This is a genomic window from Pseudomonas sp. 3MA1 (assembly GCF_029237275.1).
GTDB classification, from domain to species: domain Bacteria; phylum Pseudomonadota; class Gammaproteobacteria; order Pseudomonadales; family Pseudomonadaceae; genus Aquipseudomonas; species Aquipseudomonas fluorescens_AP.
In genome coordinates this window covers 570743-593692 of the sequence record NZ_JAACFX010000001.1, presented here as the reverse complement: position 1 = coordinate 593692, position 22950 = coordinate 570743, and the positions used below count along the sequence as shown (strand labels likewise).

The 22950-nt window shown below is 64.1% G+C and carries 28 protein-coding genes; 17 read left to right on the top strand and 11 right to left on the bottom strand.

Annotated features, from left to right (window positions below; all coding sequences use genetic code 11):
• The first annotated feature begins 13 nt into the window (after positions 1-13).
• Together GWQ44_RS02815 and GWQ44_RS02810 are read left to right on the top strand one after the other, a co-directional pair.
• A complete protein-coding gene (locus GWQ44_RS02815) occupies positions 14-370 on the top strand; it encodes a 4a-hydroxytetrahydrobiopterin dehydratase (RefSeq protein WP_007930096.1) in 357 nt (118 codons plus the stop codon).
• On the top strand, positions 370-1566 hold the full coding sequence (locus tag GWQ44_RS02810; protein ID WP_275926604.1) for an amino acid aminotransferase: 1197 nt from the start codon (positions 370-372) through the stop codon (positions 1564-1566). The genes GWQ44_RS02815 and GWQ44_RS02810 overlap by 1 nt, the downstream gene beginning before the upstream one ends.
• 105 nt (positions 1567-1671) lie before the next feature.
• Here the strand turns inward: GWQ44_RS02810 and GWQ44_RS02805 are convergent, their stop codons facing one another.
• Positions 1672-2442 carry an anti-sigma factor gene (locus tag GWQ44_RS02805; protein WP_042940853.1) on the bottom strand — a complete coding sequence of 257 codons (771 nt, stop codon included), beginning with the start codon at positions 2440-2442 and terminating at the stop codon, positions 1672-1674.
• A complete protein-coding gene (locus GWQ44_RS02800; protein ID WP_016964433.1) occupies positions 2442-2948 on the bottom strand; it encodes a sigma-70 family RNA polymerase sigma factor in 507 nt (168 codons plus the stop codon). Before GWQ44_RS02800 ends, GWQ44_RS02805 begins: the two co-directional genes overlap by 1 nt.
• 149 nt (positions 2949-3097) lie before the next feature.
• Here GWQ44_RS02800 and GWQ44_RS02795 point away from each other — a divergent pair, with 149 nt between their 5' ends.
• From GWQ44_RS02795 to GWQ44_RS02775, 5 genes are all read left to right on the top strand, one after another.
• Entirely contained in the window at positions 3098-4069 is a 972-nt protein-coding gene (locus GWQ44_RS02795; RefSeq protein WP_275926603.1) for a metallophosphoesterase, read from the top strand.
• A gap of 12 nt (positions 4070-4081) precedes the next feature.
• The gene (locus GWQ44_RS02790; protein ID WP_016964431.1) at positions 4082-4399 is read left to right on the top strand and encodes a plastocyanin/azurin family copper-binding protein; all 318 of its coding nucleotides are present in this window, start codon (positions 4082-4084) and stop codon (positions 4397-4399) included.
• A 216-nt stretch (positions 4400-4615) separates the two neighbouring features.
• On the top strand, positions 4616-4747 hold the full coding sequence (locus GWQ44_RS02785; protein WP_016964430.1) for a hypothetical protein: 132 nt from the start codon (positions 4616-4618) through the stop codon (positions 4745-4747).
• Between the two features lie 85 nt (positions 4748-4832).
• Positions 4833-5015 carry a hypothetical protein gene (locus GWQ44_RS02780; protein ID WP_275926602.1) on the top strand — a complete coding sequence of 61 codons (183 nt, stop codon included), beginning with the start codon at positions 4833-4835 and terminating at the stop codon, positions 5013-5015.
• Positions 5016-5131: 116 nt separating this feature from the next.
• Entirely contained in the window at positions 5132-6331 is a 1200-nt protein-coding gene (locus tag GWQ44_RS02775; protein ID WP_016964428.1) for an MFS transporter, read from the top strand.
• Here the strand turns inward: GWQ44_RS02775 and arfB are convergent.
• Both arfB and GWQ44_RS02765 read right to left on the bottom strand, forming a co-directional pair.
• Complete coding sequence (gene arfB, locus GWQ44_RS02770) at positions 6328-6741, bottom strand: alternative ribosome rescue aminoacyl-tRNA hydrolase ArfB (RefSeq protein ID WP_016964427.1); 414 nt, start codon at positions 6739-6741, stop codon at positions 6328-6330. The two genes, GWQ44_RS02775 and arfB, sit on opposite strands and share 4 nt — an antisense overlap.
• A 156-nt stretch (positions 6742-6897) precedes the next feature.
• Entirely contained in the window at positions 6898-8319 is a 1422-nt protein-coding gene (locus tag GWQ44_RS02765; protein ID WP_275926601.1) for an amino acid permease, read from the bottom strand.
• A gap of 395 nt (positions 8320-8714) precedes the next feature.
• Here GWQ44_RS02765 and GWQ44_RS02760 point away from each other — a divergent pair, with 395 nt between their 5' ends.
• From GWQ44_RS02760 to GWQ44_RS02750, 3 genes are all read left to right on the top strand, one after another.
• A complete protein-coding gene (locus tag GWQ44_RS02760) occupies positions 8715-9071 on the top strand; it encodes a hypothetical protein (RefSeq protein ID WP_179597571.1) in 357 nt (118 codons plus the stop codon).
• Positions 9072-9346: 275 nt separating this feature from the next.
• Positions 9347-9484 (top strand): hypothetical protein, encoded by a 138-nt coding sequence (locus GWQ44_RS02755; protein ID WP_016964425.1) that lies wholly within the window; start codon positions 9347-9349, stop codon positions 9482-9484.
• A 63-nt stretch (positions 9485-9547) separates the two neighbouring features.
• Entirely contained in the window at positions 9548-10513 is a 966-nt protein-coding gene (locus GWQ44_RS02750) for a leucyl aminopeptidase (RefSeq protein ID WP_275926600.1), read from the top strand.
• 170 nt (positions 10514-10683) lie between these two features.
• Here the strand turns inward: GWQ44_RS02750 and rluB are convergent, their stop codons facing one another.
• The 5 genes from rluB to GWQ44_RS02725 form a co-directional block, all read right to left on the bottom strand.
• Positions 10684-11874, bottom strand: coding sequence for a 23S rRNA pseudouridine(2605) synthase RluB (rluB, locus tag GWQ44_RS02745; RefSeq protein ID WP_275926599.1), 1191 nt, complete (start codon positions 11872-11874; stop codon positions 10684-10686).
• Between the two features lie 262 nt (positions 11875-12136).
• Positions 12137-13150 (bottom strand): SMC-Scp complex subunit ScpB, encoded by a 1014-nt coding sequence (gene scpB / locus GWQ44_RS02740; RefSeq protein ID WP_275926598.1) that lies wholly within the window; start codon positions 13148-13150, stop codon positions 12137-12139.
• Between the two features lie 12 nt (positions 13151-13162).
• Positions 13163-13861: a ScpA family protein gene (locus GWQ44_RS02735; RefSeq protein WP_173655933.1), complete on the bottom strand. Its 699-nt coding sequence runs from the start codon at positions 13859-13861 to the stop codon at positions 13163-13165.
• A 120-nt stretch (positions 13862-13981) separates the two neighbouring features.
• On the bottom strand, positions 13982-14611 hold the full coding sequence (locus GWQ44_RS02730) for an L-threonylcarbamoyladenylate synthase (protein ID WP_042941347.1): 630 nt from the start codon (positions 14609-14611) through the stop codon (positions 13982-13984).
• 13 nt (positions 14612-14624) lie between these two features.
• Entirely contained in the window at positions 14625-15485 is an 861-nt protein-coding gene (locus GWQ44_RS02725) for a PHP domain-containing protein (protein WP_016965852.1), read from the bottom strand.
• A gap of 87 nt (positions 15486-15572) precedes the next feature.
• Here GWQ44_RS02725 and GWQ44_RS02720 point away from each other — a divergent pair, with 87 nt between their 5' ends.
• The 6 genes from GWQ44_RS02720 to GWQ44_RS02695 all read left to right on the top strand — a co-directional run bounded on the left by GWQ44_RS02720 (position 15573) and on the right by GWQ44_RS02695 (position 19659).
• On the top strand, positions 15573-16169 hold the full coding sequence (locus GWQ44_RS02720) for a septation protein A (protein WP_016965851.1): 597 nt from the start codon (positions 15573-15575) through the stop codon (positions 16167-16169).
• Between the two features lies 1 nt (position 16170).
• Positions 16171-16470 carry a YciI family protein gene (locus GWQ44_RS02715; RefSeq protein ID WP_016965850.1) on the top strand — a complete coding sequence of 100 codons (300 nt, stop codon included), beginning with the start codon at positions 16171-16173 and terminating at the stop codon, positions 16468-16470.
• A gap of 110 nt (positions 16471-16580) precedes the next feature.
• Positions 16581-16991: a translation initiation factor 2 gene (locus GWQ44_RS02710; RefSeq protein WP_047302622.1), complete on the top strand. Its 411-nt coding sequence runs from the start codon at positions 16581-16583 to the stop codon at positions 16989-16991.
• A 7-nt stretch (positions 16992-16998) separates the two neighbouring features.
• Positions 16999-17676: a response regulator transcription factor gene (locus tag GWQ44_RS02705; protein WP_016965848.1), complete on the top strand. Its 678-nt coding sequence runs from the start codon at positions 16999-17001 to the stop codon at positions 17674-17676.
• 138 nt (positions 17677-17814) lie between these two features.
• Positions 17815-18252: an LTXXQ domain-containing protein gene (locus tag GWQ44_RS02700; RefSeq protein WP_016965847.1), complete on the top strand. Its 438-nt coding sequence runs from the start codon at positions 17815-17817 to the stop codon at positions 18250-18252.
• Positions 18253-18318: 66 nt separating this feature from the next.
• The gene (locus GWQ44_RS02695) at positions 18319-19659 is read left to right on the top strand and encodes a HAMP domain-containing sensor histidine kinase (protein ID WP_275926597.1); all 1341 of its coding nucleotides are present in this window, start codon (positions 18319-18321) and stop codon (positions 19657-19659) included.
• An 82-nt stretch (positions 19660-19741) separates the two neighbouring features.
• Here the strand turns inward: GWQ44_RS02695 and GWQ44_RS02690 are convergent, their stop codons facing one another.
• A complete protein-coding gene (locus GWQ44_RS02690) occupies positions 19742-20308 on the bottom strand; it encodes a nitroreductase family protein (RefSeq protein ID WP_275926596.1) in 567 nt (188 codons plus the stop codon).
• A 122-nt stretch (positions 20309-20430) separates the two neighbouring features.
• Here GWQ44_RS02690 and GWQ44_RS02685 point away from each other — a divergent pair, with 122 nt between their 5' ends.
• Positions 20431-21885: a TrkH family potassium uptake protein gene (locus tag GWQ44_RS02685; protein WP_016962638.1), complete on the top strand. Its 1455-nt coding sequence runs from the start codon at positions 20431-20433 to the stop codon at positions 21883-21885.
• On the opposite strand, the gene GWQ44_RS02680 is transcribed toward GWQ44_RS02685, so the two are convergent.
• A complete protein-coding gene (locus GWQ44_RS02680) occupies positions 21842-22903 on the bottom strand; it encodes an AraC family transcriptional regulator (RefSeq protein ID WP_275926595.1) in 1062 nt (353 codons plus the stop codon). The two genes, GWQ44_RS02685 and GWQ44_RS02680, sit on opposite strands and share 44 nt — an antisense overlap.
• Positions 22904-22950 lie beyond the last annotated feature (47 nt).

Genomic DNA, 22950 nt, shown 5'->3' with positions numbered 1-22950 from the left:
TCAGGAACACACCATGACCGCTCTGAACCAAGCCCATTGCGAAGCCTGCCGCGCCGATGCCCCACAAGTCAGCGACGAAGAACTGCCGGTACTGATCAAGCAGATCCCTGACTGGAACATCGAAGTTCGCGACGGCGTGATGCAGCTGGAGAAAGTCTTCCTGTTCAAGAACTTCAAGTTCGCCCTGGCCTTCACCAATGCCATGGGCGAGATCTCCGAGGCCGAAGGCCACCACCCAGGCCTGCTCACCGAGTGGGGCAAGGTCACCGTGACCTGGTGGAGCCACTCGATCAAGGGCCTGCACCGCAACGACTTCATCATGGCGGCTCGTACCGACGAAGTGGCCAAGACCGCAGAAGGACGCAAGTAATGCATTTCGACGCCATCGGCCGGGTACCCGGCGACCCGATTCTCGGCCTGATGGGGGCCTACGCCAGCGATCCCAACCCGAACAAGTTCGACCTCGGCGTGGGCGTCTACAAGGACGCCCAGGGCCTGACGCCGATCCCGCGCTCGGTGAAGCTGGCCGAACAGCGCCTGGTGGATCGCCAGGACACCAAGATCTACATCGGCGGCCACGGCGACGCGACCTTCGGCAAAGTGATCAATGAACTGGTGCTGGGCAGCGATTCGCCACTGATCGCCAGCCAGCGCGCCGGCGCCACCCAGACCCCGGGCGGCACGGGTGCCCTGCGCCTGAGCGCCGACTTCATCGCCCACTGCCTGCCGGGCCGTGGCGTGTGGCTGAGCGATCCGACCTGGCCGATCCACGAAACCATCTTCGCCGCGGCCGGGGTCAAGGTCAGTCACTACCCTTACGTGGGCAGCGACAACCGCCTGGACGTCGAGGCCATGCTGGCCACCTTGAATCAGGTGCCAGAGGGCGACGTGGTGCTGCTGCATGCCTGCTGCCACAACCCGACCGGCTTCGACCTCGGCCAGGCCGACTGGCAACGGGTGCTGGAGGTGGTGCGCCGCCGCCAGCTGCTGCCGCTGATCGACTTCGCCTACCAGGGCTTTGGCGACGGCCTGGAGCAGGATGCCTGGGCCGTGCGGCTGTTCGCCGCCGAACTGCCAGAAGTGCTGATCACCAGTTCCTGCTCGAAGAACTTCGGCCTGTACCGCGATCGCACCGGCGCGCTGATCGTCTGCACCCAGGACGCCGAGAAGCTGCTCGACGTGCGCAGCCAGCTGGCCCACATCGCCCGCAACCTGTGGTCCACGCCACCGGATCATGGCGCCGCAGTGGTCGCCACCATCCTCGGCGATGCCGAGCTCAAGCGCCTGTGGATAGACGAAGTGGAAGCCATGCGCCAGCGCATCGCGCAACTGCGCGCTGGTCTGGTGGAAGCCTTGCAACCCCATGGTCTGGCCGAGCGCTTCGCCCATATCGGTGTGCAACGCGGGATGTTCTCCTACACCGGCCTGAGCCCGACTCAGGTGCAGGCGCTGCGTGAACAGCACAGCGTGTACATGGTCAGCTCCGGCCGCGCCAACGTGGCCGGGATCGACGCCACCCGCCTAGACCTGCTGGCCCGCGCCATCGCCAGCGTCTGCAAGGGCTGATCCCTCCCCTGCCGGCATGCCCGGCCTCTGCACCGCGGTGCCGAGGCCGGGCTTGCTGCCCCAGTTCGCAAGCCCTGGCTCCACCCTCGCAACAACGCCCCCGCCTCAAAGATCTTTCTGGATCAACTGCCCCAGCGCCGCCAGCTCGCCCTGCTCCAGGTCCGACACCAGGATGAAGCGCAGGTGATTGCGCCGCCAGGCCACCAGGTTATAACCGCGCAAGGAGAGGTTTTGCGCCGCTGCATCGGCATCCGCCGTGGGCAGGATGAACAGGTTGATCAAATGCCGCCCATGACCATAGGTCAGGGCCGCCGTACTTTGCTGCTGCAGGTAGTCCAGGCGCCCGCCCAACAGCGGATAGCCCTGCTGACTGAAGTCGAAGACCGGCGGGGCAAAATCCAGCTTGCCGGTGAACCAGGGCTTGACCGTATGCCGGTCCGAGGACACCACGTCATTCAAGTGATCGACCATCAGCGAACGCACATGGCTGGACACCGCCTCATCCAGCCATGGCCGCTCGGCAGAAGGCGCCGCCAGGTAGAGCACCAGGGACAGGGCCAGCGCCAGGGTCGAAAACCCCGGGGCCAGCCAGCGCCGGCCGCCAGGTCCCAGCCAGCGCTGGAGCAACCCCGCAGAAGGCGACGCCGGGGCCTCGATACTGGCCCGCAGGCGCCGGGCCAAGCCTGCCGGCGCCTGGTGATAGGGCAGGTGAGCCTTGAGCTGCGCCACCAGGCGCCGGGCATCGGCATATTCACCGGCACATTCGGCACAGTGATGCAGGTGCTCGGCCACCTCGGCGGCGGCATTGGTTTCCAACTCGTTGTCGAGGTAGCCATGCAGCCAGGCCCGACAGGTCTTGCAGTCGATGGCGTGGATCATGGCCGGGACTTCTGCAGTTGCTGCCGGAGCATGGAGCGGGCCCTGGCCAGGCGCGACATGACCGTCCCCAGGGGGATGTCGACGATCTTCGCAATGTCCTTGTAGGGCATATCTTCCAACTCCTTGAGCACTATCACCTCACGAAACACCGGAGCCAGGGCCAGCAGCGCCTGTTGCAACTGCGCCGCCTCCTGCCCCTGGATCAGTTGCCATTCCGGGGTGCGCCCATCGGCCAGGGCCGGCTCGTCCTCGCCACAGGCCTCGTCGAAAGCCACCGCCCCCTGGCGCGCCGCAGCCTTGAGCCAGTTGTAGCTTTCGTTGCGCACGATGGTCAGAAACCATGCCTTGGGATTGCCGCCGTCAAAACGATGGAGGAACTTCACCGCGCGAAACGCGCTTTCCTGGACCACGTCCTGGGCCGCGCTGTCGTTATCGGTCAGCCAGCGCGCGAGGTTATAGGCCGCCTTCAGATGCGGCAGGAACAGTTCCTCGAATCGCGTCATGGTGGCTCCGTTTCCTTTGCAGCCTATAACGGTGAAAGCCGGCGTTTTATTCCCGAAATAAAAATTCGCCTTCCCCGGAATAAAGCCCGGCACCGCGCGGTTTTACAGATGTGAGACCCATCACTGTAGACCGCTACCGAGGGCGCACCATGGACACTCCTGCCACATCGCATACCCAAGCCACCGAAGGCCCGCAGAATCCCGACCGGCGCACCCTGCTCAAGTGCTCGGCCTGGGCCGGTGCCGGCGTCATCTGGGCCTTGAGCGGAGGAATTCCGCGGGCCTTCGCCCTGGACCAGGCAGGCCAACCGAGCGACCCCAGCGCCCTGAACAGCAGCTTTCATTTCGTGCAGATCAGTGATTCGCATATCGGCTTCAACAAGGAAGCCAACCCGGAACCGGTGAAGACCCTGCAAGTGGCCATCGACAAGGTCATTGCCCTGCCCAAGCGGCCCGCGCTGATCCTCCACACCGGGGACATCACCCACCTGTCCCGGGCTGAAGAGTTCGACACCGCCGCCCAATTGCTCAAGGGCCTGCCGTCCACCGTGCACTACGTACCAGGCGAGCATGACACCCTCGATGAAGGCGGCGGCCAGCTCTACCTGCAACGCTATGGCAAGGGCACCCGGGGTAACGGCTGGTACAGCTTCGACCAGCAAGGCGTGCACTTCATTGCCCTGGTGAATGTCTTCAACCTGCAGCCCGGTCATGAAGCCAGCCTGGGCGCCGAGCAACTGGCCTGGCTGGCGGATGACCTGCGGGCCGTGGCCAGCAGCACGCCGATCGTGGTCTTCACCCATATCCCGTTGTGGACCATCTACCAGCCCTGGGGCTGGGGCACCGAAGACGGCGACCAGGCCATCGCCCTGTTGCGGCGCTTCGGCTCGGTGACCGTCCTCAACGGCCATATCCACCAGGTCATCCAGAAGGTCGAGGGCAACATCACCTTCCATACCGCTCGCGGCACGGCCTACCCGCAACCGGCTCCCGGCGCCGCGGCCAACCCCGGGCCGATGACCGTGGCCGCCGACCAGTTGCGCAATTACCTGGGCATCACCGATGTCCGCGCGACCCAGGGCGAGCATCCCCTGGCCCTGCTCGACTCCACCCTGGTCTGAGGTCCTCGTGCGATGAAGACATGGCTCACACTGCTGCTTCTGGGCTGCCTGGCAACACCCGCCTGGGCCGAGGAGGTGACGATCGATATCCGCGCGTTCATGTACAACCCCCAGGATGTGCAAATCACCGCGGGCACCCGGGTCACCTGGGTCAACGACGACCAGATACCGCACACGGTGACTGAAACCCACAAGCTGTTCCGTTCCGCGGCACTGGACACCAACGACCGCTTTTCCTACCAATTCGATACCCCCGGCACCTACCAGTACTTCTGCGTCCTGCACCCACAGATGATCGGCAAGATCATCGTCAGCCCACCACAACCCTAGGCAACCAGCCCGGTGCCGCGCCCTGTGCGGCGCCGCACCGGGCCGCCGTAGCCGGGGTTCATGGGCCGCCAAAGCACACAGAAGCTGACCAATAACCCTCGACCTAGGGGAAATAAAAATCTTTCTGTCATTTGTACTGCTGTATCCTGCCCAGGCTTTTTAAAAGCGCGGACCTACCCAGCGATTTAAAAAACAGACTTTGCGAGGAGCAACGACATGCATGAGATCCCGAATCTCCCCTTCCCAAGCCTGCACGAAACTGAGCAGACCACCCCGCCCCAAGCCAGCGCTGAAAAGCCTGTAGTGCAAGAAGCCGCCGACAGCCGCAAGGCCGACAGCGACGACTGAAAAACGCTGTAACCAGACCGTGTGGAAAGCGCTACTCAAGCGCTTTCCACACCGCCTGAAACCTCCCCCCGAGCCCTACCCAGCCATGACCGACTCCTTCAGCGAAACCCAGGCCAGCGTGCTGATCGGCACCGCGGAAAAAATGATCGAGGTGTGGAACCGCCTGAGCGCGCCAAAACAGGCCGCCCTGCTGGCCCGTTTCGGCACCCAGGAAAACGCTATCGCCGCCCTGGTCACCACGCGCCTGCTGCAAGACAACGACGCCTGAGTCAAAACCCTGGCCCGAAAGATCTGCACAACGCGTCGAATTCTCCCCCTGCGCCAGCGTCCACATCGGTATCATAAGCAGCCTATCTATTCAGCTGTCGCCGTGGACCCATCCCCATGCCAGATTCCCAGCGCCCCTTGGCGGTCACGCTGCAAGTCGTCTCCATCGTCCTGTTCACCTTTATCGGCTACCTGAATGTCGGCATTCCCCTGGCGGTCCTGCCGGGCTATGTGCACAGCGACCTGGGTTTTGGCGCGGTGATCGCCGGCCTGGTGATCAGCGTGCAATACCTGGCCACCCTGCTCAGCCGCCCCTACGCCGGACGCATCATCGACAACCTGGGCAGCAAGCGCGCAGTCATGTACGGCCTGGCCGGCTGCGGACTAAGCGGCGTGTTCATGCTGCTCTCGGCCTGGCTGCAACACCTGCCGATCCTGAGCCTGCTCAGCCTGCTGACTGGCCGCCTGGTGCTGGGCAGCGCGGAAAGCCTGGTGGGCTCGGGTTCGATTGGCTGGGGCATCGGTCGGGTCGGCGCGGCCAACACCGCCAAGGTGATCTCCTGGAACGGCATCGCCAGCTACGGCGCCCTGGCCATCGGCGCGCCCCTGGGCGCCTGGCTGGTCGATCATCTCGGCTTGTGGAGCATGGGCGTGAGCATCATCCTGCTGGCCGTGCTCGGCCTGCTACTGGCCTGGCCAAAACTCGCCGCGCCGATCGTCGCCGGCGAACGCCTGCCCTTCATCCATGTGCTGGGCAAAGTCTTTCCCCACGGCTGCGGCCTGGCCCTGGGCTCCATCGGCTTTGGCACCATCGCCACCTTCATCACCCTGTACTACGCCACTCAGCACTGGGACAACGCGGTGCTGTGCCTGAGCCTGTTCGGCGCCAGCTTCATCGGAGCGCGCTTGCTGTTCGGCAACCTGATCAACCGCCTCGGCGGCTTCCGAGTGGCGATCGCCTGCCTGTCGGTGGAAACCCTCGGCCTGTTGCTGTTGTGGCAGGCCCCCGACGCCCACTGGGCCCTGGCCGGCGCGGCCTTGAGCGGCTTCGGCTTCTCCCTGGTCTTCCCGGCGCTGGGGGTGGAAGCGGTGAACCTGGTGCCGGCCTCCAGCCGTGGCGCGGCGGTGGGCGCCTACTCGCTGTTCATCGACCTGTCGCTGGGCATCACCGGCCCCCTGGCCGGGGCGATTGCCGCCGGCTTCGGCTTTGCCTCGATCTTCCTCTTCGCCGCCATCGCCGCCTGCAGCGGCCTGGTACTGAGCCTGTACCTGTACCGTCAGGCGCCCAGGCAGCGCAAGGAACGCGCGCTCGGCTAGAAGTCCACCTTGCCGCGACCGGCCTTGATGTTGCCGCGCTTGGCCTTGCTCTCCAGACGGCGCTTCTTCGAACCCAGGGTCGGTTTGGTCGGGCGGCGTTTCTTTTCCACCTTGATGGCGCTGAGGATCAGCTCGGTGAGGCGCTCCAGGGCATCGGCGCGGTTTTGCTCCTGGGTGCGGTATTGCTGGGCCTTGAGAATGATCACGCCATCACTGGTGATGCGACTGTCGCGCAGCGCCAGCAGCCGCTCCTTGTAGAACGGCGGCAAGGATGAGGCCGGAATATCGAAGCGCAGATGCACCGCGCTGGACACCTTGTTGACGTTCTGCCCACCGGCGCCCTGGGCGCGGATGGCGGTCAGCTCGATCTCGGCATCCGGCAGATGCACGTTGTTGGAAATCACCAGCATGGAACAGGAATCCGTCTTCAGGGCGCACAGGATACCCCCATTCCCCCGGCTCTGGCGGGCCTCTTCGCTGGCCGGCGCAAGCGATCTCAACCCGCAGAAAAATCACAGGCATGAAAAACCCGGCCGCAGCCGGGTTAGTCATTGCCTGGGCCGCGCTTACTTCAGCGAAGCACTGGCCGCCTGCAGCGGTTGCTGGGCACTGCGCTTGTTCTTGATCAGGTAGCAGACCCACATGAACACCACCCACACCGGGATCGCGTACACCGAGATCTGAATACCCGGGATCATCAGCATGATGCCGAGGATGAACACCACGAACGCCAGGCAGATGTAGTTGCCATAGGGGTACCACAAGGCCTTGAACAACGAGGTCTGGCCGGTGCGGTTCATGTGCTGGCGGAACTTGAAGTGCGAGTAGCTGATCATCGCCCAGTTGATCACCAGGGTCGCCACCACCAGGGACATCAGCAGCTCCAGCGCATGCTGCGGGATCAGGTAGTTGAGCACCACGGCGACGAAGGTCACCACCGCCGAGGCGAGGATCGACATCACCGGCACGCCGCGCTTGTCGATCTTGGCCAGGACTTTCGGCGCATCGCCCTGCTCGGCCATGCCCAGCAGCATGCGGCTGTTGCAGTAGGTGCCGCTGTTGTACACCGACAGCGCCGCGGTCAGGACCACGAAGTTGAGGATGTGCGCCGCGGTGTTGCTGCCCAGCATCGAGAACACCTGGACGAACGGACTGCCGCTGTAGGCGTCGCCGGAAGCGTTCAGGGTCACCAGCAGGGTGTCCCATGGCGTCAGCGACAGCAGCACCACCAGAGCGCCGATGTAGAAAATCAGGATGCGGTAGATCACCTGATTGATCGCCTTGGGGATCACGGTCTTCGGCTTGTCGGCTTCAGCGGCGGTGAAACCGAGCATTTCCAGGCCGCCGAAGGAGAACATGATGATCGCCATGGCCATCACCAGACCGCTGACCCCATTGGGGAAGAAGCCGCCATGGGACCAGAGGTTGCTCACCGAGGCCTGCGGGCCGCCGTTACCGCTAACCAGCAGGTAGCTGCCCAGGGCGATCATGCCGACGATGGCCACCACCTTGATGATGGCGAACCAGAACTCGGCCTCGCCGAACACCTTGACGTTGGCCAGGTTGATGGCGTTGATCATCACGAAGAACACCGCCGCCGAGGCCCAGGTCGGGACGTCCGGCCACCAGTAGTGCACGTACTTGCCGACCGCGGTCAGCTCCGACATGCCCACCAGGATGTAGAGAATCCAGCAGTTCCAGCCGGAAAGGAAACCGGCGAAGCCGCCCCAGTATTTGTGGGCGAAGTGGCTGAAAGAACCGGCCACCGGCTCTTCGACGATCATCTCGCCCAGTTGGCGCATGATCATGAAGGCGATGAAACCGCAGATGGCGTAGCCGAGGATCATCGACGGACCGGCGGATTTGAGTACCCCGGCCGAGCCCAGGAACAAACCGGTGCCGATCGCGCCGCCCAGGGCGATCAGTTGAATATGACGATTTTTCAGGCCGCGTTTCAGCTCGCCCGAATGCGAGTTTTGTCCACTCATGAAAAGGTTCTCACGCAAGGTTTGATGATGTTTGCAAGACGTTGCCGCCCGGTGAGGCTTAAGCGGCGCGGAGCAAACCCCAGCGCAGGCACCCGAAATTCAGCGTTTTTCTAACGGTCATGCGTCACCTGTTTGTTTTTATCTGTGACGAAATCGAACCCACCACGCTCGTGACGCGGCGGAGTGAACAAGGTGGATAACCTTGAGTTTATTGGCCCGGCAGCGGTGCTTTCAGCGCCCTCGGGGCAGGCTGAAACGCGCGGCGCAGACGCAAAATGCGCGGGTACGCAGTTGGGTCACAGTTAAAACGCCGCGCATTGTACACCCCTGACCCCCTGCCGCCAGACACTGCTGTATCAGCGTGCCGGTAACCGGGATCTTGCGGGGCCTGCTCGATGCTCGACATCGGCGGCGGAACATGGGACGGACCGCGTGGGGTCGTCGATGAAGGTGCGATGACCATCGCCCTTCGAAGGGTGTCGGTGAAAGTCGGTTACGGCGTTCATTGCGCCTCCTTCTTGTTATGCACCTGTACGCAGGCAGGTGTGCATCTCACCCGCCTTGGCGCTCTGGAACAAGCGGGCCAGAGCCTCGGCAAGCGGGAAGCTCACGGCCCGGCGGCAGCTTTTCCTTACAGCGCCGTGACCTGCGCGGTTTCAGGGCGCAACACGCAACATTTCGTAATTTTTTCTTTACAACGCGTAACGCCAACTTGCCGGGACAGATCATCCGGCCCCGCGACTGCAAATTGACGCGCTGGCCACGGCGGCCCCGGGAAGGCCTCAGCTTTTTGTTTTCAGGCGAAAAATATTCCGCGCAAAAAATAGAAAATAAAGTTCAGTAGAAAATAATCTAATTATTTTTTTGCACTTCAAAATGCCCTGAACTAGGTTTCCAGCCACTTGCCGGATGCCTCGTCCGACAGGTACGAGGAGCGGCTGGGCAGCCTTTGCAAGCATCCCGTTCAGCGCTGTTGAACCGCTCCGCCAATGGACTGCTATGCGCTATGTCATCTAGGAGAGTCACCATGCAAACACTGGAACAAGACCTGGAAACCGAACTGCAACTGGACGAGTGGTTCGAAGCGGCCACTCATGATGCAGCCGTGGAAATGATGCAGGCCGACGCCGTGGTGCCGTTCGGCACGGCGATGTGGCCGATGTAAGGCGCCCGGACCGGAGCGGGCCGTGCGCCTGCTCCGGTCACCTTTGTCCTCCAGGGAGGTTTTATGGACCAGAGCCGCGCCATCCGCCATTTCCTGTACTACCTCGAACGCCACCCGGCCCTGAGCAACGCCCGGGCGCCGCAGGTGGTGATCGGCCACACCGCCGACTACCAGGCCATGGTCAGCGCCATCATCGAACAGTCGCACCAGACCACGCCGCTGGCGCTCAGCGCCCTGCGCCTGGACATGGAGCCGGCCGAACGCCTGGCCCGGGCGATCATCGACTGCGACCTGTACATTTTTTTCTACGACTCCTCGACCCTGGCCCAGCCGCGCCCCGACGGCCCGGAATTTCTCCGCCCGCTGCACGCTCTGATGGCCGAACACTGGAAGAAGTCGCTGCTGTTCAAGGATTACGGCGAGTACTTCTACGACACCTTCAGCGTCGAGCCGCAGCGCATCGCCGACCTCAACGCCACCTTGATCCGCCGCCTGTCCCAGGCCTCGACCCTGAGCTTCAGTGACCCCCAGGGCTCCTATTTCGAAGCGCCCTTGAGCAGCGTGAAAAAATGGACCGACATCAACGGCGTCGGCAACTACGACCTGGCACCCGGGGAAATCGCCACCCACAGCGAGGCCATCAACGGTCATGTGAAGTTTCTCGGGACCTTCCTCAGCACCATCCCCTTCGCCCGCAAATACGGGGTACTGCAGGCACCGCTGGAGCTGTGGATCGACAACTCGACCATCACCCGCGTCGCCACCGAGGTGCCCGGGCTGGCCAATGACTTCAACAAATACCTGGATGCCAACCCGTCCAACCGGCGCATCGAGGAGCTGGGCATCGGCACCAACGAGGGCATCAAGTCCCTCTACGGGCGCAATTCCGGCTTCGAGGAGCGCCACTGCGGCCTGCACCTGGGGCTGGGAGGCGGCGCCAAGGGCAGCCACCACCTGGATCTGATCTTCAGCTCGGGAGTGCTGGCGGTGGACAACAAGCCGGTGTTCGACGGCCAGTTCGCCTTTTAACCGTCCTTGCGTAGACGCTGGCTTGTGTCGGAACTGGCTGGCCAGCGAAGGCGATCACAAGCCTTGCCCAGGAGGTGAGAGCCTATTCGCCGGCAAGCTGGCTGCTACGCAGTTGCAGGCAAAAAAAAACGCCAACCCGAGGGTTGGCGTTCTTGTCGGCGGGCCGAAGCTTACTCCGGCTTGCGACGACCGAAGCCAGGACGCTGGCCCGTGCCGGCCGGGGCGCCACGACGCTTGCCGGACGGCGCGTCCTTGTCCAGCACCAGGCTGGGACGCTTGGACTTGGGTGCCGGCTTGGCCGGGCGCTTGGTGTCCGCCGGACGCTCGGCTACCGGGGTGCCACGGCCAGTGGCCGGGCGCGGCGCGCGTGGAGCGCGCTCGCCATCCTGACGGGCCGCCGGCTTGCGCCCTGGACGCTCGCCTTCGATCTGTGGCTCACGGGAGACACGCGGGTTGGCCGCTGCACCGTTGGCCGGACGCAGGGTGCGCACGCGCTCGCTCTTGCCCACCGGACGCGAGGATTTGCGCTGCATGCGCTCCAGCTTGTCCTTGGACTTGGCGTTGAGCTGCGGCAAGGCCACCGGCGTCAGGCCGACTTCGGCGCTGAGCACGTCGACTTCGTACTGGCTCATTTCGCGCCAGCGGCCCATCGGCAGGTCGGAGTTGAGGAACACCGGACCGAAGCGCACGCGCTTCAGGCGGCTGACCACCAGGCCCTGGGACTCCCACAGGCGACGCACTTCACGGTTGCGACCTTCCATCACCACGCAGTGATACCAGTGGTTGAAGCCTTCGCCACCGGGCGCCTGCTGGATGTCGGTGAACTTGGCCGGGCCGTCTTCGAGCATGACCCCGGCCTTGAGGCGCTCGATCATCTCGTCGTCGACTTCACCACGCACACGCACCGCGTACTCGCGATCCATCTCGTAGGACGGGTGCATCAGGCGGTTGGCCAGCTCACCGTCGGTGGTGAACATCAGCAAGCCGGTGGTGTTGATGTCCAGGCGGCCGATGTTGATCCAGCGGCCTTCGCGCGGACGCGGCAGCTTGTCGAACACGGTCGGACGGCCTTCCGGGTCGTCACGGGTGCAGATCTCGCCGTCGGGCTTGTTGTACATGATCACGCGGCGCACCGATTCGGCGGCCTCTTCGCGCTTGATCACCTTGCCATCGATGGAAATGGCGTCATGCAGGTCGACGCGCAGGCCCAGGGTGGCCTCTTTGCCGTTAACCTTGATCCGGCCCTGGCTGATCCAGGACTCGACGTCGCGGCGCGAGCCGACGCCGATGCGGGCGAGGACTTTCTGCAGTTTCTCGCCGGCTGGACGGATTTCCTGGTCGTTCTGATCGGTATCGCTCATCTGGGCACCTCCCGGTGTAGCGCTTCAGGCTTGAGCGGCCTGAAGACGTGAAAACAGGTTCTGTGGCGAAGGGATCGCCAAAGGGTCGCGAATCATACGCTCATGGCGGCGATTGCGCATCACAGACTAGTTGATAAGTCGCCGCCCGGGCTTTTTTCCGCCCACCGGTGAAGCAGCGCAGGGCCGGCTTGCTGGCGAAGAAGGCCGCAGGCCTTGCACCCAACCGGCTGACGCCTTCGCTGGCAAGCCAGCTCCTACAAGATCAGTCGTCCAGCAGGCGGCGTTCGTTTTCGATGGCTTCGGCCAGGGCCAGGGCTTCGGCCTCTTCTTCACTCAGCTCCGGTGCAGAAGGTTCCAGCGCGGCTACCGCGGCCAGCAACTTGGCCCGGGCCTCGGCGACACCCAGCACATCGTCCTGCGCGTCGAGCAGCGGCTCATCCTCGGGCTCGACCGGGAATTCATCGGCTTCATCAACGGGGATGTCAGCTTCGGCCTGAACCTCTTCCTGGGGGAGATCCAGCACCGGCTCTTGCTGCTCCCCCTGTTCCAGCGCTACCGGAGCATCGCGATGCAGGTCGTCAAAGTCGGTCTTGATTCCCTCCTCCATCGAATCCAGCTCCAGCAACAGGGTATGGAAGCTGGTTTCCTCCTTGGGCTCCTCCTGCTCGGCGCTGGCGTCGGCCAGTTGCTGCAGGTGCTCGGGCACGGGGGCGTCATCGAACTCCAGCACCGGCTCGGCCTCGATCTCCCGCAATTCGGCCAAGGGCGGCAGGTCATCGAGATTCTTCAGGTTGAAATGGTCGAGAAAGGCCTTGGTGGTGGCGAACATCGCCGGTTTGCCCGGCACATCGCGGTAGCCCACCACCCGAATCCACTCGCGCTCCAGCAGGGTCTTGACGATGTTGCTGTTGACCGCCACGCCACGCACGTCCTCGATCTCGCCGCGGGTGATGGGCTGGCGGTAGGCGATCAGGGCCATGGTTTCCAGCAGGGCACGGGAGTAGCGCTGCGGGCGCTCCTCCCACAGGCGGCCGACCCAGGGCGCGAACTTTTCGCGGATCTGCAGGCGATAGCCGGAAGCCACTTCCTTGAGTTCGAAGGCCCGCCCCTCGCAGGATTTGCCGAGCAGGGTCAGGGCCTTCTTGAAGACGGCCGGGTCCGGCCGCTCGGCTTCTTCGAAGAGCTCGAACAGACGTTCCAGGGACTGGGGTTTTCCCGAGGCCAACAGAAAGGCTTCGAGCAGGGAAGCCAGCTCGCGGGGTTCATTCAGGTTCATGATTTAAGCTCGTTATTCGGCGCGTGCCCGTACGTGGATGGCCGCAAAGGGCTCATTCTGCACCAGCTCGACCAGGGATTCCTTGACCAGTTCGAGGATCGCCATGAAGGTCACCACCACCCCCAGGCGCCCTTCCTCGGCGGTAAACAGCTCGACAAAGGGCACGAAACCGCCGCCCTTGAGCCGTTCCAGCACATCGCTCATGCGCTCGCGGGTGGACAGGGCCTCGCGGCTGACCTGATGGCTTTCGAACATGTCGCCACGGCGCAGCACCTCGGCCATGGACATCAGCAACTCTTCCAGGGCCACATCCGGCAGCAGCTTGCGCACCCGGGCCTCGGGCGCATCGAGCTTGGGCACCACCACGTCGCGGCCGACCCGACTCAGGCCATCGATGCCTTCGGCGGCGGCCTTGAAGCGCTCGTACTCCTGCAGGCGGCGAATCAGTTCGGCGCGCGGGTCGTCCTCTTCTTCCTCGACCTCGGCGGAACGCGGCAGCAGCATGCGCGATTTGATCTCGGCCAGCATCGCCGCCATCACCAGGTACTCGGCGGCCAGCTCCAGGCGCACTGACTGCATCAGTTCCACATAACCCATGTACTGGCGGGTGATTTCCGCCACCGGGATATCGAGGATGTTGATGTTCTGCTTGCGGATCAGGTACAGCAGCAGGTCCAGCGGGCCTTCGAAGGCTTCGAGGAAGACTTCCAGGGCATCCGGGGGGATGTACAGGTCCAGGGGCATTTCCATGACCGCCTGGCCGTAGACCATGGCGAAGGGCAGCTCCTGTTGGGCGCCGGCCTGTTCGTCGACGGTTTCTACTGCGGACATCTAGGCCTCGGCCATGAACGGCGCTGGGTCGCCGCAACCGACGCGGATCACTTCCGGCTCACCGTCGGCCAGGCTGATCACCGTGGACGACTCGGTGCTGCCAAAGCCGCCGTCGATGATCAGGTCCACCTGGTGTTCCAGCAGTTGGCGCATCTCGTAGGGATCGCTCAGGGCCTCGGTGTCGCCGGGCATGATCAGGCTGACGCTCATCAGCGGCTCGCCCAGCTCGGCCAGCAGCGCCAGGGCAATCGGGTTGCTCGGCACCCGCAGGCCGATGGTGCGGCGCTTGGGGTGCAACAGCAGGCGCGGCACTTCCCGGGTGGCGTTGAGGATAAAGGTATAGGGCCCCGGCACATGGGCCTTGAGCAGACGGAAGGTGCCGGTGTCGATCTTGGCGAACAGGCCCAACTGCGAGAGGTCGCTGCAGATCAGCGCGAAGTTGTGCTTGTCGTCCAGTTGGCGCAAGCGGCGCACCCGCTCGATCGCGGCCTTGTCGCCCATCTGGCAGGCGACGGCGTAGGACGAATCGGTGGGATAGATCACCACGCCACCGCCACGGATGATCTCGACGGCCTGTTTGATCAGGCGCGGCTGGGGGTTTTCCGGGTGGATCTGGAAAAATTGACTCACTGTCTCTACCTGTTCAGGCGGCAATAATTGGCTCATGTTTGAAGCGACACCATAGCGGCGGCAGATCCTCGGGGACCGGACGGTATTCGCCGATCTCGGACCAGCCTCCTGGACCATGAAAGTCACTGCCGGCGCTGACCAGCAGTCCGAATTCACGAGCAAGAATAGCCAGACTGCCCACTTGCTCCGCAGGTTGATGGCCATTGACCACTTCAATGGCATGACCACCGGCTTGAATATAGTCGGCAATCAGACGGCGACGCTTGCTGCGGGTGAAATCGTAGTGCCAGGGATGGGCCAGGCTGACCCAGGCACCGGCCTCGCGCAGGGTGCCGACCGTTTCCTCCAGGGTGGGCCAGTGCAGCTTGACGTCACCCAGCTTTCCCGCCCCCAGCCACTTGCGGAAGGCTTCGGCGCGGTCCTTGACGAAGCCGGCACGCACCAGGTAATCGGCAAAGTGCGGCCGCGCCGGGGCGTTGCCGCTGTCGCCCAGTTCCTGCTGGATGGCCCGGGCGCCTTCCAAGGCGCCCGGCATGCCTTTGAGGGCAAGCTTGCGGCTGATCTCCTCGGAACGCAGCCAGCGCCCTGCGTGAAGCTTCTCGATGGCGGTCACCAGGGCCGGGGCTCGGGTATCGAATCCGTAGCCCAGCACATGAATAGTGGCGCCGCCCCAAGTGCAGGACAGCTCGACGCCGTTGACCAGTTGCATGCCCAGTTGCGCCGCTGCCTGACGGGCCTCGTCCAGCCCTTCGAGGGTGTCGTGGTCGGTCAGGGACAGGATTCGCACGCCTCTCTCGTACGCACGCGCAACCAGAACCGCGGGCGCCAGGGCGCCGTCGGAGGCCGTGCTATGGCAGTGCAAATCGACATTCACAGGATGTTAAAACCTCAAGTCAGCTGGCGCTTTCGCGACCAAGGATGTTTGTTATTATGCCGCCACATCCTGCTTCTGGCTGCCACTGTGAAACAATTCATCGACTTCATCCCGCTGTTCCTGTTTTTCATCGTCTACAAAATTGATCCCCGAGTCGTCGACCTGGCTGGGCACGAAGTCAGCGTGGGCGGCATCTACAGCGCTACGGCGGTGCTGATCATCAGTTCCCTGGTGGTGTACGGCGCGCTGTTCATTTCCCAGCGCAAACTGGAAAAGAGCCAGTGGCTGACCCTGGTCGCCTGCCTGGTCTTCGGCAGCCTGACCCTGGCCTTCCACAGCGAAACCTTCCTCAAATGGAAAGCCCCGGTGGTCAACTGGCTGTTCGCCCTGGCCTTCATCGGCAGCCATTTCATCGGCGACCGCCTGCTGATCAAGCGCATCATGGGCCACGCCCTGACCCTGCCTGAGCCGGTATGGACCCGCCTGAACATCGCCTGGATCGCCTTCTTCCTGTTCTGCGGCGCCGCCAACCTGTTCGTCGCCTTCACGTTCCAGAGCATCTGGGTCGACTTCAAGGTCTTCGGCAGCCTGGGCATGACCGTATTGTTCCTGGTGGGCCAGGGCATCTACCTGTCGCGCCACCTGCATGACGCCGATCCCACCACCCCGAAAACCGAGGACTGACATGCTTTACGCAATCATTGCCACAGACGTCGCCAACTCCCTGGAAAAACGCCTGGCCGCGCGCCCGGCGCACCTGGAGCGACTGCAAGTACTCAAGGAGCAAGGGCGTGTGGTGCTGGCCGGCCCGCACCCGGCGATCGACAGCAATGACCCTGGCGCCGCCGGCTTCACCGGCAGCCTGATCGTGGCCGAGTTCGAGTCCCTGGAAGCCGCCCAGGCCTGGGCCGAGGCCGACCCCTTCGTGACCGCTGGCGTCTACGCCAATGTGCTGGTCAAGCCGTTCAGGCAATCGATGCCGTAAATCCTCCCCGGCGCGATGAACCTTCAGGGTCCATCGCGTTCTCAATCGCTCATTATTCTCGTTTGACGGCCGACAACCTGCCCAACACTCGATTGGAATCAGGAGTTTCGATGCGCCAAGGTCCGCTGTGTCTGCTGTTGGTCATGTTGTCGATCGGGGCTCCGGCCCTTGCCGAAGAAACCCAGGAAACCGGTCATTCGACGCCGCTGTCCCTGAGCGCCGGCAGTCAGATCACCGAGTTGCAGCAACGCTTGAAAGAAAGCGAGCGCCTGCGAGAAGAGCTGAGCAAACAATTGCAAAGCGCCGACGCCGAACGGGAAAGCCCACAGCTGGTCCGCTTGCGCCAGGAGAACCAGCGCCTCAAGCTGCAGCTCAAAGAGGCCCAGGCCAACCCGGTGCCGCGACTGCTGACCGATCAGCAGCAATGGTTCGTCACCGGCGGCGGCGTGGCCCTCATCGCCCTGCTCTGCGGTATCTTCGCCAGTGGCGGGCATCGCAAGCGTCGACAATGGCTAAATTGAGTGATTCATGAGCGACCTGTTACTGATTGATGATGACCAGGAGCTGTGCGAGCTCCTGAGCAGCTGGCTCGGCCAGGAAGGCTTTCAAGTACGTGCCTGCCACGACGGCCTGAGCGCACGCCGGGCCCTGGCCGAAGCGGCCCCGGCAGCCGTGGTGCTGGACGTCATGCTGCCCGACGGCAGCGGCCTGGAACTGCTCAAGCAACTGCGCAACGACCACCCCGACCTGCCGGTGCTGATGCTCTCGGCCCGCGGCGAGCCCCTGGACCGCATCCTTGGCCTGGAACTGGGCGCCGACGACTATCTGGCCAAGCCTTGCGACCCTCGCGAACTCACCGCCCGCCTGCGCGCCGTCCTGCGCCGCAGCCACCCGGTGGCGGCCTCCAGCCAGCTGGAGCTGGGCGACCTGTGCTTCAGCCCGATTCGTGGCGTGGCCACCATCGACGAACAGGACATCAGCCTCACGGTTTCCGAAAGTCGCCTGCTGGAGGCCCTGCTCAAGCAACCCGGCGAGCCGCTGGACAAGCAGGAACTGGCGCAGATCGCGCTGGGCCGCAAGCTGACCCTGTACGACCGCAGCCTGGACATGCACGTGAGCAACCTGCGCAAGAAGATCGGCCCCCATCCCGATGGTCGCCCGCGCATCGTTGCCCTGCGCAGCCGCGGCTACTACTACAGCCTGTAAGCGCGTCCCGACGCCATTGTCAGGGCGCCGGCCCGGCGTCTTTACCCAAGCTTTACCCTCCACTGACCGCCGCTGACCTTGATCTGGGTAACCTGAACTCATCCGGAACTTACCGGGAATGAGACAAGGAGACACACCATGCGCAAGACCCTGATCGCCCTGCTGTTCGCCGCCGCCCTGCCAACCGTGGCCATGGCCATGCCTGAAGGCAACGGCCCTATGGGGCCGATGGACGGCCCTCGGCACAGCGAGCACATGCGCGGCAAAGGCCCCTTCGGTCAACTGGATCTGAGCCGTGAGCAACGCCAGCAGATCGGCAAGCTGATGGGCGAGCAAATGCACGACCGCAAGGCCGTGGTGGAAAAATACCTGGAGAAACTCTCGCCGGCCGACCAGAAAGCCATGAAAGACGAACTGGCCGCCAAACAGCAGAAGACCCAGGCCGACATCCGCGCCCTGCTCAAGCCCGAGCAGCAGAAAGAGTTCGACGCCATCGTCAAGAAACAAGAGGAACGTCGCGCCGAATGGGCCGAGTTCAAGGCCTGGAAAGCGCAACAACCGCAAAAAGCGCAATAATGCGTTAGCGTTCATCCCCCAGCCCAGTGGCCCGCGCCACTGGGCTTTCGCGTTCGAGGAGTCTCTGTGCGTTCATTGTTCTGGCGCATCCTGGCCAGCTTCTGGCTGGCCATCACCCTGGTTGCCGGGTTGTCGATCCTGCTCGGGCACATGCTCAATCAGGACGCCTGGATCCTCAGCCGCCATCCGGGGCTCAACAGCCTCACCGCGGAGTGGACGCAAACCTACGAGACTCAGGGCGAAGACGCCGCCCAGGACATCCTCCAGCAGCGCAAGCGCCAGTACCACATCGATGTTCAGGTTCTCAATGAGAGCGGCGACCCGGTGGTCCGCGGGACTTTCCCGCGCCGCGCGGCGGCCTTCGAGGCTCGGCAGAACAATGACGACCGGCATCTGCCCTGGCGCCGCCTGACCGCGGAATACACCAGCCCGACCACCGGCGACACCTACCTGTTCATCTACCGCATCCCCCATCCGGAGCTGGACGCCTGGCACCGCGACAGCCTGACCTGGCCCCTCAGCGCCCTGGCCATCGCCCTGGTGGTGCTGACCCTGTTCAGCCTGCTGGTGACCTTGTCCATCACCCGCCCGCTGAGCCGCCTGCGCGGCGCGGTACACGATCTGGGCCAGGCCAGCTATCAGCAGAACAGCCTGGCGCGCCTGGCCAATCGGCGCGACGAGTTCGGCGTCCTGGCCCGGGACTTCAACCGCATGGGCTCGCGCCTGCAAAGCCTGATTGGCAGCCAGCGCCAGTTGCTGCGGGATGTGTCCCACGAACTGCGCTCCCCCCTGGCACGGCTGCGCATCGCCCTGGCCCTGGCCGAGCGGGCCGCCCCCGAAGAGCGGGAAAGGCTCTGGCCCCGATTGACCCGGGAATGCGATCGCCTGGAGGCGCTGATCAGCGAGATCCTGGTGCTGGCCCGGGTCGACGCGGACAACGCCAGCGCCGAGGACGTGGACCTCAATGCCTTGCTGCTGACCCTGCAAAAAGACGCGCAACTGGCCTGCCCGGAGCAACAGGTGCAGATCGACGCCCAGCCGCAGCTGAGCCTGCGGGGCTGGCCGACCATGCTGGAACGGGCGGTGGACAATCTGCTGCGCAATGCCCAGCGCTTCAACCCCGCAGGACAGCCGATCCAGGTACAGGCCCGGCGCCAGGGCGACAGGATCCTGATCAGCGTGCGCGACCACGGGCCGGGGGTGGACGCCGAACACCTGAAACAGTTGGGTGAGCCGTTCTTCCGCGCGCCAGGGCAAAGCGCGCCCGGTCACGGCCTGGGCCTGGCCATTGCCCGCCGGGCGGCGGAGCGTCACGGTGGCAGCCTGATACTGGACAATCACCCCCAGGGCGGCTTCATCGCCACCCTGGAATTGCCGCTGCTGCCCGGCGCCCCAGCGCCAGCCTGAAACCAGCGCGGGCAAGCCGCTAACGCCAGGTCCGGCGGTAACGGGCTTGCCCGCGATGCCACAAAGAGGCCGCTGGAGCCAATCAGGCTTTGGCGGTCCAGGCGCTGACAAACTCGCTGGTATCGACTGTCGGTGCCACCCGAGGCTCGTTCAGCGGCGTCCCCAGGTACAGGAAGGCAATGATCTCTTCCCCTTCAGTCAGGCCCAGCCCCTTGGCCACGTGCGGCGAATAGGACAACTCGCCGGTGCGCCACACCGCGCCAATGCCCTGGGCATAGGCCGCCAGCAAAATGCCGTGGGCTGCACAGCCCGCCGCCAGCAATTGCTCGGACTTGGGCACCTTGAAGTGTTCCTGCAACCGCGCCACGACCACGACCACCAGCGGTGCACGCAGGGGCATGGCCCGGGCCTTGTCCAACGCGGCCTGAGTCACCTCGCCGCCCTGCAGCTGTACCGCTTCGACCAGCAGCTCGCCCAACTGCTCACGGGCTTGGCCTTCGACGGTGAGGAACCGCCAAGGGCGCAATTGCCCGTGGTCCGGCGCCCGCAGGGCGGCGGCGAACAGTGCCTCGCGCTGCGCGGCGCTGGGCGCGGGCTCCACCAGGCGCGGCACGGAAACACGGTTGAGCAAAGCGTCGAGAGCCTCCATCGGCCACCTCCTGAAAAAAATGTCCGGCCATTCTAACGGCATCTGCCGCCGGGGTGCCGGTTTACATGCCCTGCCCCGCAGGTAGAATGAGCGCCCTTCAGCTACCAGCCCGAGCGCAATACATGGCGTTGCCGACTTTAAGAATCATTGGCTTCATCATCGGCATCTTCCTCATCACCCTGGCCATCGCCATGGTGGTACCGATGGCGACACTGGTGATCTTCGAACGCACCGGCGACCTGCCGTCCTTCCTCTGGGCCAGCATGATCACCTTCATCGCCGGGCTGGCCCTGGTGATCCCGGGGCGCCCCGAACACATCCACCTGCGTCCGCGAGACATGTACCTGCTGACGGTGTCCAGCTGGGTGGTGGTGTGTATCTTCGCCGCCCTGCCGTTCCTGCTGACCCAGCACATCAGCTACACCGATTCGTTCTTCGAAAGCATGTCCGGCATCACCGCCACCGGTGCCACCGTGCTCAGCGGCCTGGACAGCATGTCCCCGGGCATCCTGATCTGGCGCTCGATGCTGCACTGGCTGGGGGGCATCGGCTTTATCGGCATGGCGGTGGCGATCCTGCCGCTGCTGCGCATTGGTGGCATGCGCCTGTTCCAGACCGAATCCTCGGACCGCTCGGAAAAGGTCATGCCGCGCTCGCACATGGTGGCGCGCCTGATCGTCGCCACCTACGTCGGCATCACCATCTTCGGCAGCCTGGCGTTCTGGTGGGCCGGCATGAACGTGTTCGACGCCATCAACCACGCCATGTCGGCCATCTCCACCGGCGGTTTCTCCACCTCGGATGACTCACTGGCCCACTGGCAGCAACCGGCGGTGCACTGGGTGGCGGTGGTGGTGATGATTCTTGGCAGTTTGCCCTTCGCCCTCTATGTGGCAACGCTGCGCGGCAACCGCAAGGCGTTGATCAAGGATCAGCAGGTCCAGGGCCTGCTCGGCATGCTGCTGGTGACCTGGCTGGTGCTGGGCACCTGGTACTGGTGGACCACCGATCTGCACTGGCTGGACGCCCTGCGCCACGTGGCGCTGAACGTGACTTCGGTGGTCACCACCACCGGCTTCGCCTTGGGTGACTACAGCCTGTGGGGCAATTTCTCACTGATGCTGTTCTTTTATCTGGGGTTCGTCGGCGGCTGTTCGGGCTCCACGGCCGGGGGAATCAAGATCTTCCGCTTCCAGGTGGCCTACATCCTGCTCAAGGCCAACCTCAATCAACTGATCCACCCCCGGGCGGTAATCAAGCAGAAGTACAACGGCCATCGCCTGGACGAGGAAATCGTCCGTTCGATCCTGACCTTCTCGTTCTTCTTCGCCATCACCATCTGCATGATTGCCCTGGCCCTGTCGCTGCTGGGCCTGGATTGGATGACCGCCCTGACCGGCGCCGCCAGCACCGTGTCCGGCGTGGGCCCGGGGCTGGGCGAAACCATCGGCCCGGCGGGCAACTTCTCGACCCTGCCGGATGCCGCCAAGTGGATCCTGTCCCTGGGCATGCTCCTGGGCCGACTGGAGATCATTACGGTGTTCGTGCTGTGCATTCCGGCGTTCTGGCGTCATTGACCGACGCCGGCAGCGCCAGCAGGCGTGCCCGGTACTCACCGGGCGTGATGTCGAACCAGCGGCGGAACGCCCGGAAGAAATTGCTCGGATCGGCGAACCCCAACAGGTAGGCAATCTCCAGCAAGGTCATGCGCGGCTGCGCCAGATACTGCTCGGCCAGCTCCCGACGGGTGTCATCCAGCAGGGTCTGGAAGCTGGTGCCCTCCTCCTGCAGACGACGCTGCAAGGTGCGCTGGGACAGGTGCAGGGTCTGCGCCACCGCCTCGCGCTTGGGCTCGCCCTGGGGCAACAGGCGGCACAGCACCTGCCGCGCCTTGTGGGTCACCCGGCTTTCCGAGAAGCGCGCCAGGTACTCGCCGGCGAAACGATCGTGCAGCAAGGCCATGGCCTCGTTGGCCGTGGGCAGCGGCGCCTCCATGTCGGCAGGTTCGAAGATCAGCGCATCAAAGGGCGCGGCGAACGCCAGCGGAGCACGGAACATCTCCTTGTAAGGCTGCACGTTCTCGGGCTGCTCGCCCTGCAGCAGCACCTTGCGTGGCTGCAGGGCCCGCCCGGTCAACCAGCTGCACAGGGCCAGCGCACAGGCCAGCGAGGCCTCGGCGCTTTGCCGGGTGGGCGGCAGATGATCACCATGCACGGTCAGAATCAGCGCATAACCCTCAGGTAAAAGACGAAAGCTCAGGTCGGCGCTTTCGGCGATGATCCGCTGATAGCGCACCAGACGCTGAAAGCCTTCCACCAGGGTCCGACTCGACATCAAGGCGTAACCGGCCACATGAAAGGACGCGGGACGGACCACCTTGCCCATGTTCAGGCCAATCGCCGGGTTGCCGGACAACTCGACGGCGCGCTGCCAGAGCCGGGTCATCGAGTCCTGGGGGAAGCGCGCGTCGGGATCTTCGAGAGCGCCGTAGTCGAGCCCCAACTGCTTGAACAAAGCGCGGCAGTCCAGGCCATCCATCTCCAGAGCCTTGACTATTCCCAAGGCCCAGCTTGCAGAAGTCGTTCGTTCGCTCATGAGGGTTTCTTACATGACAAGCCGCATGCTACGGCCGATTTTCCAAG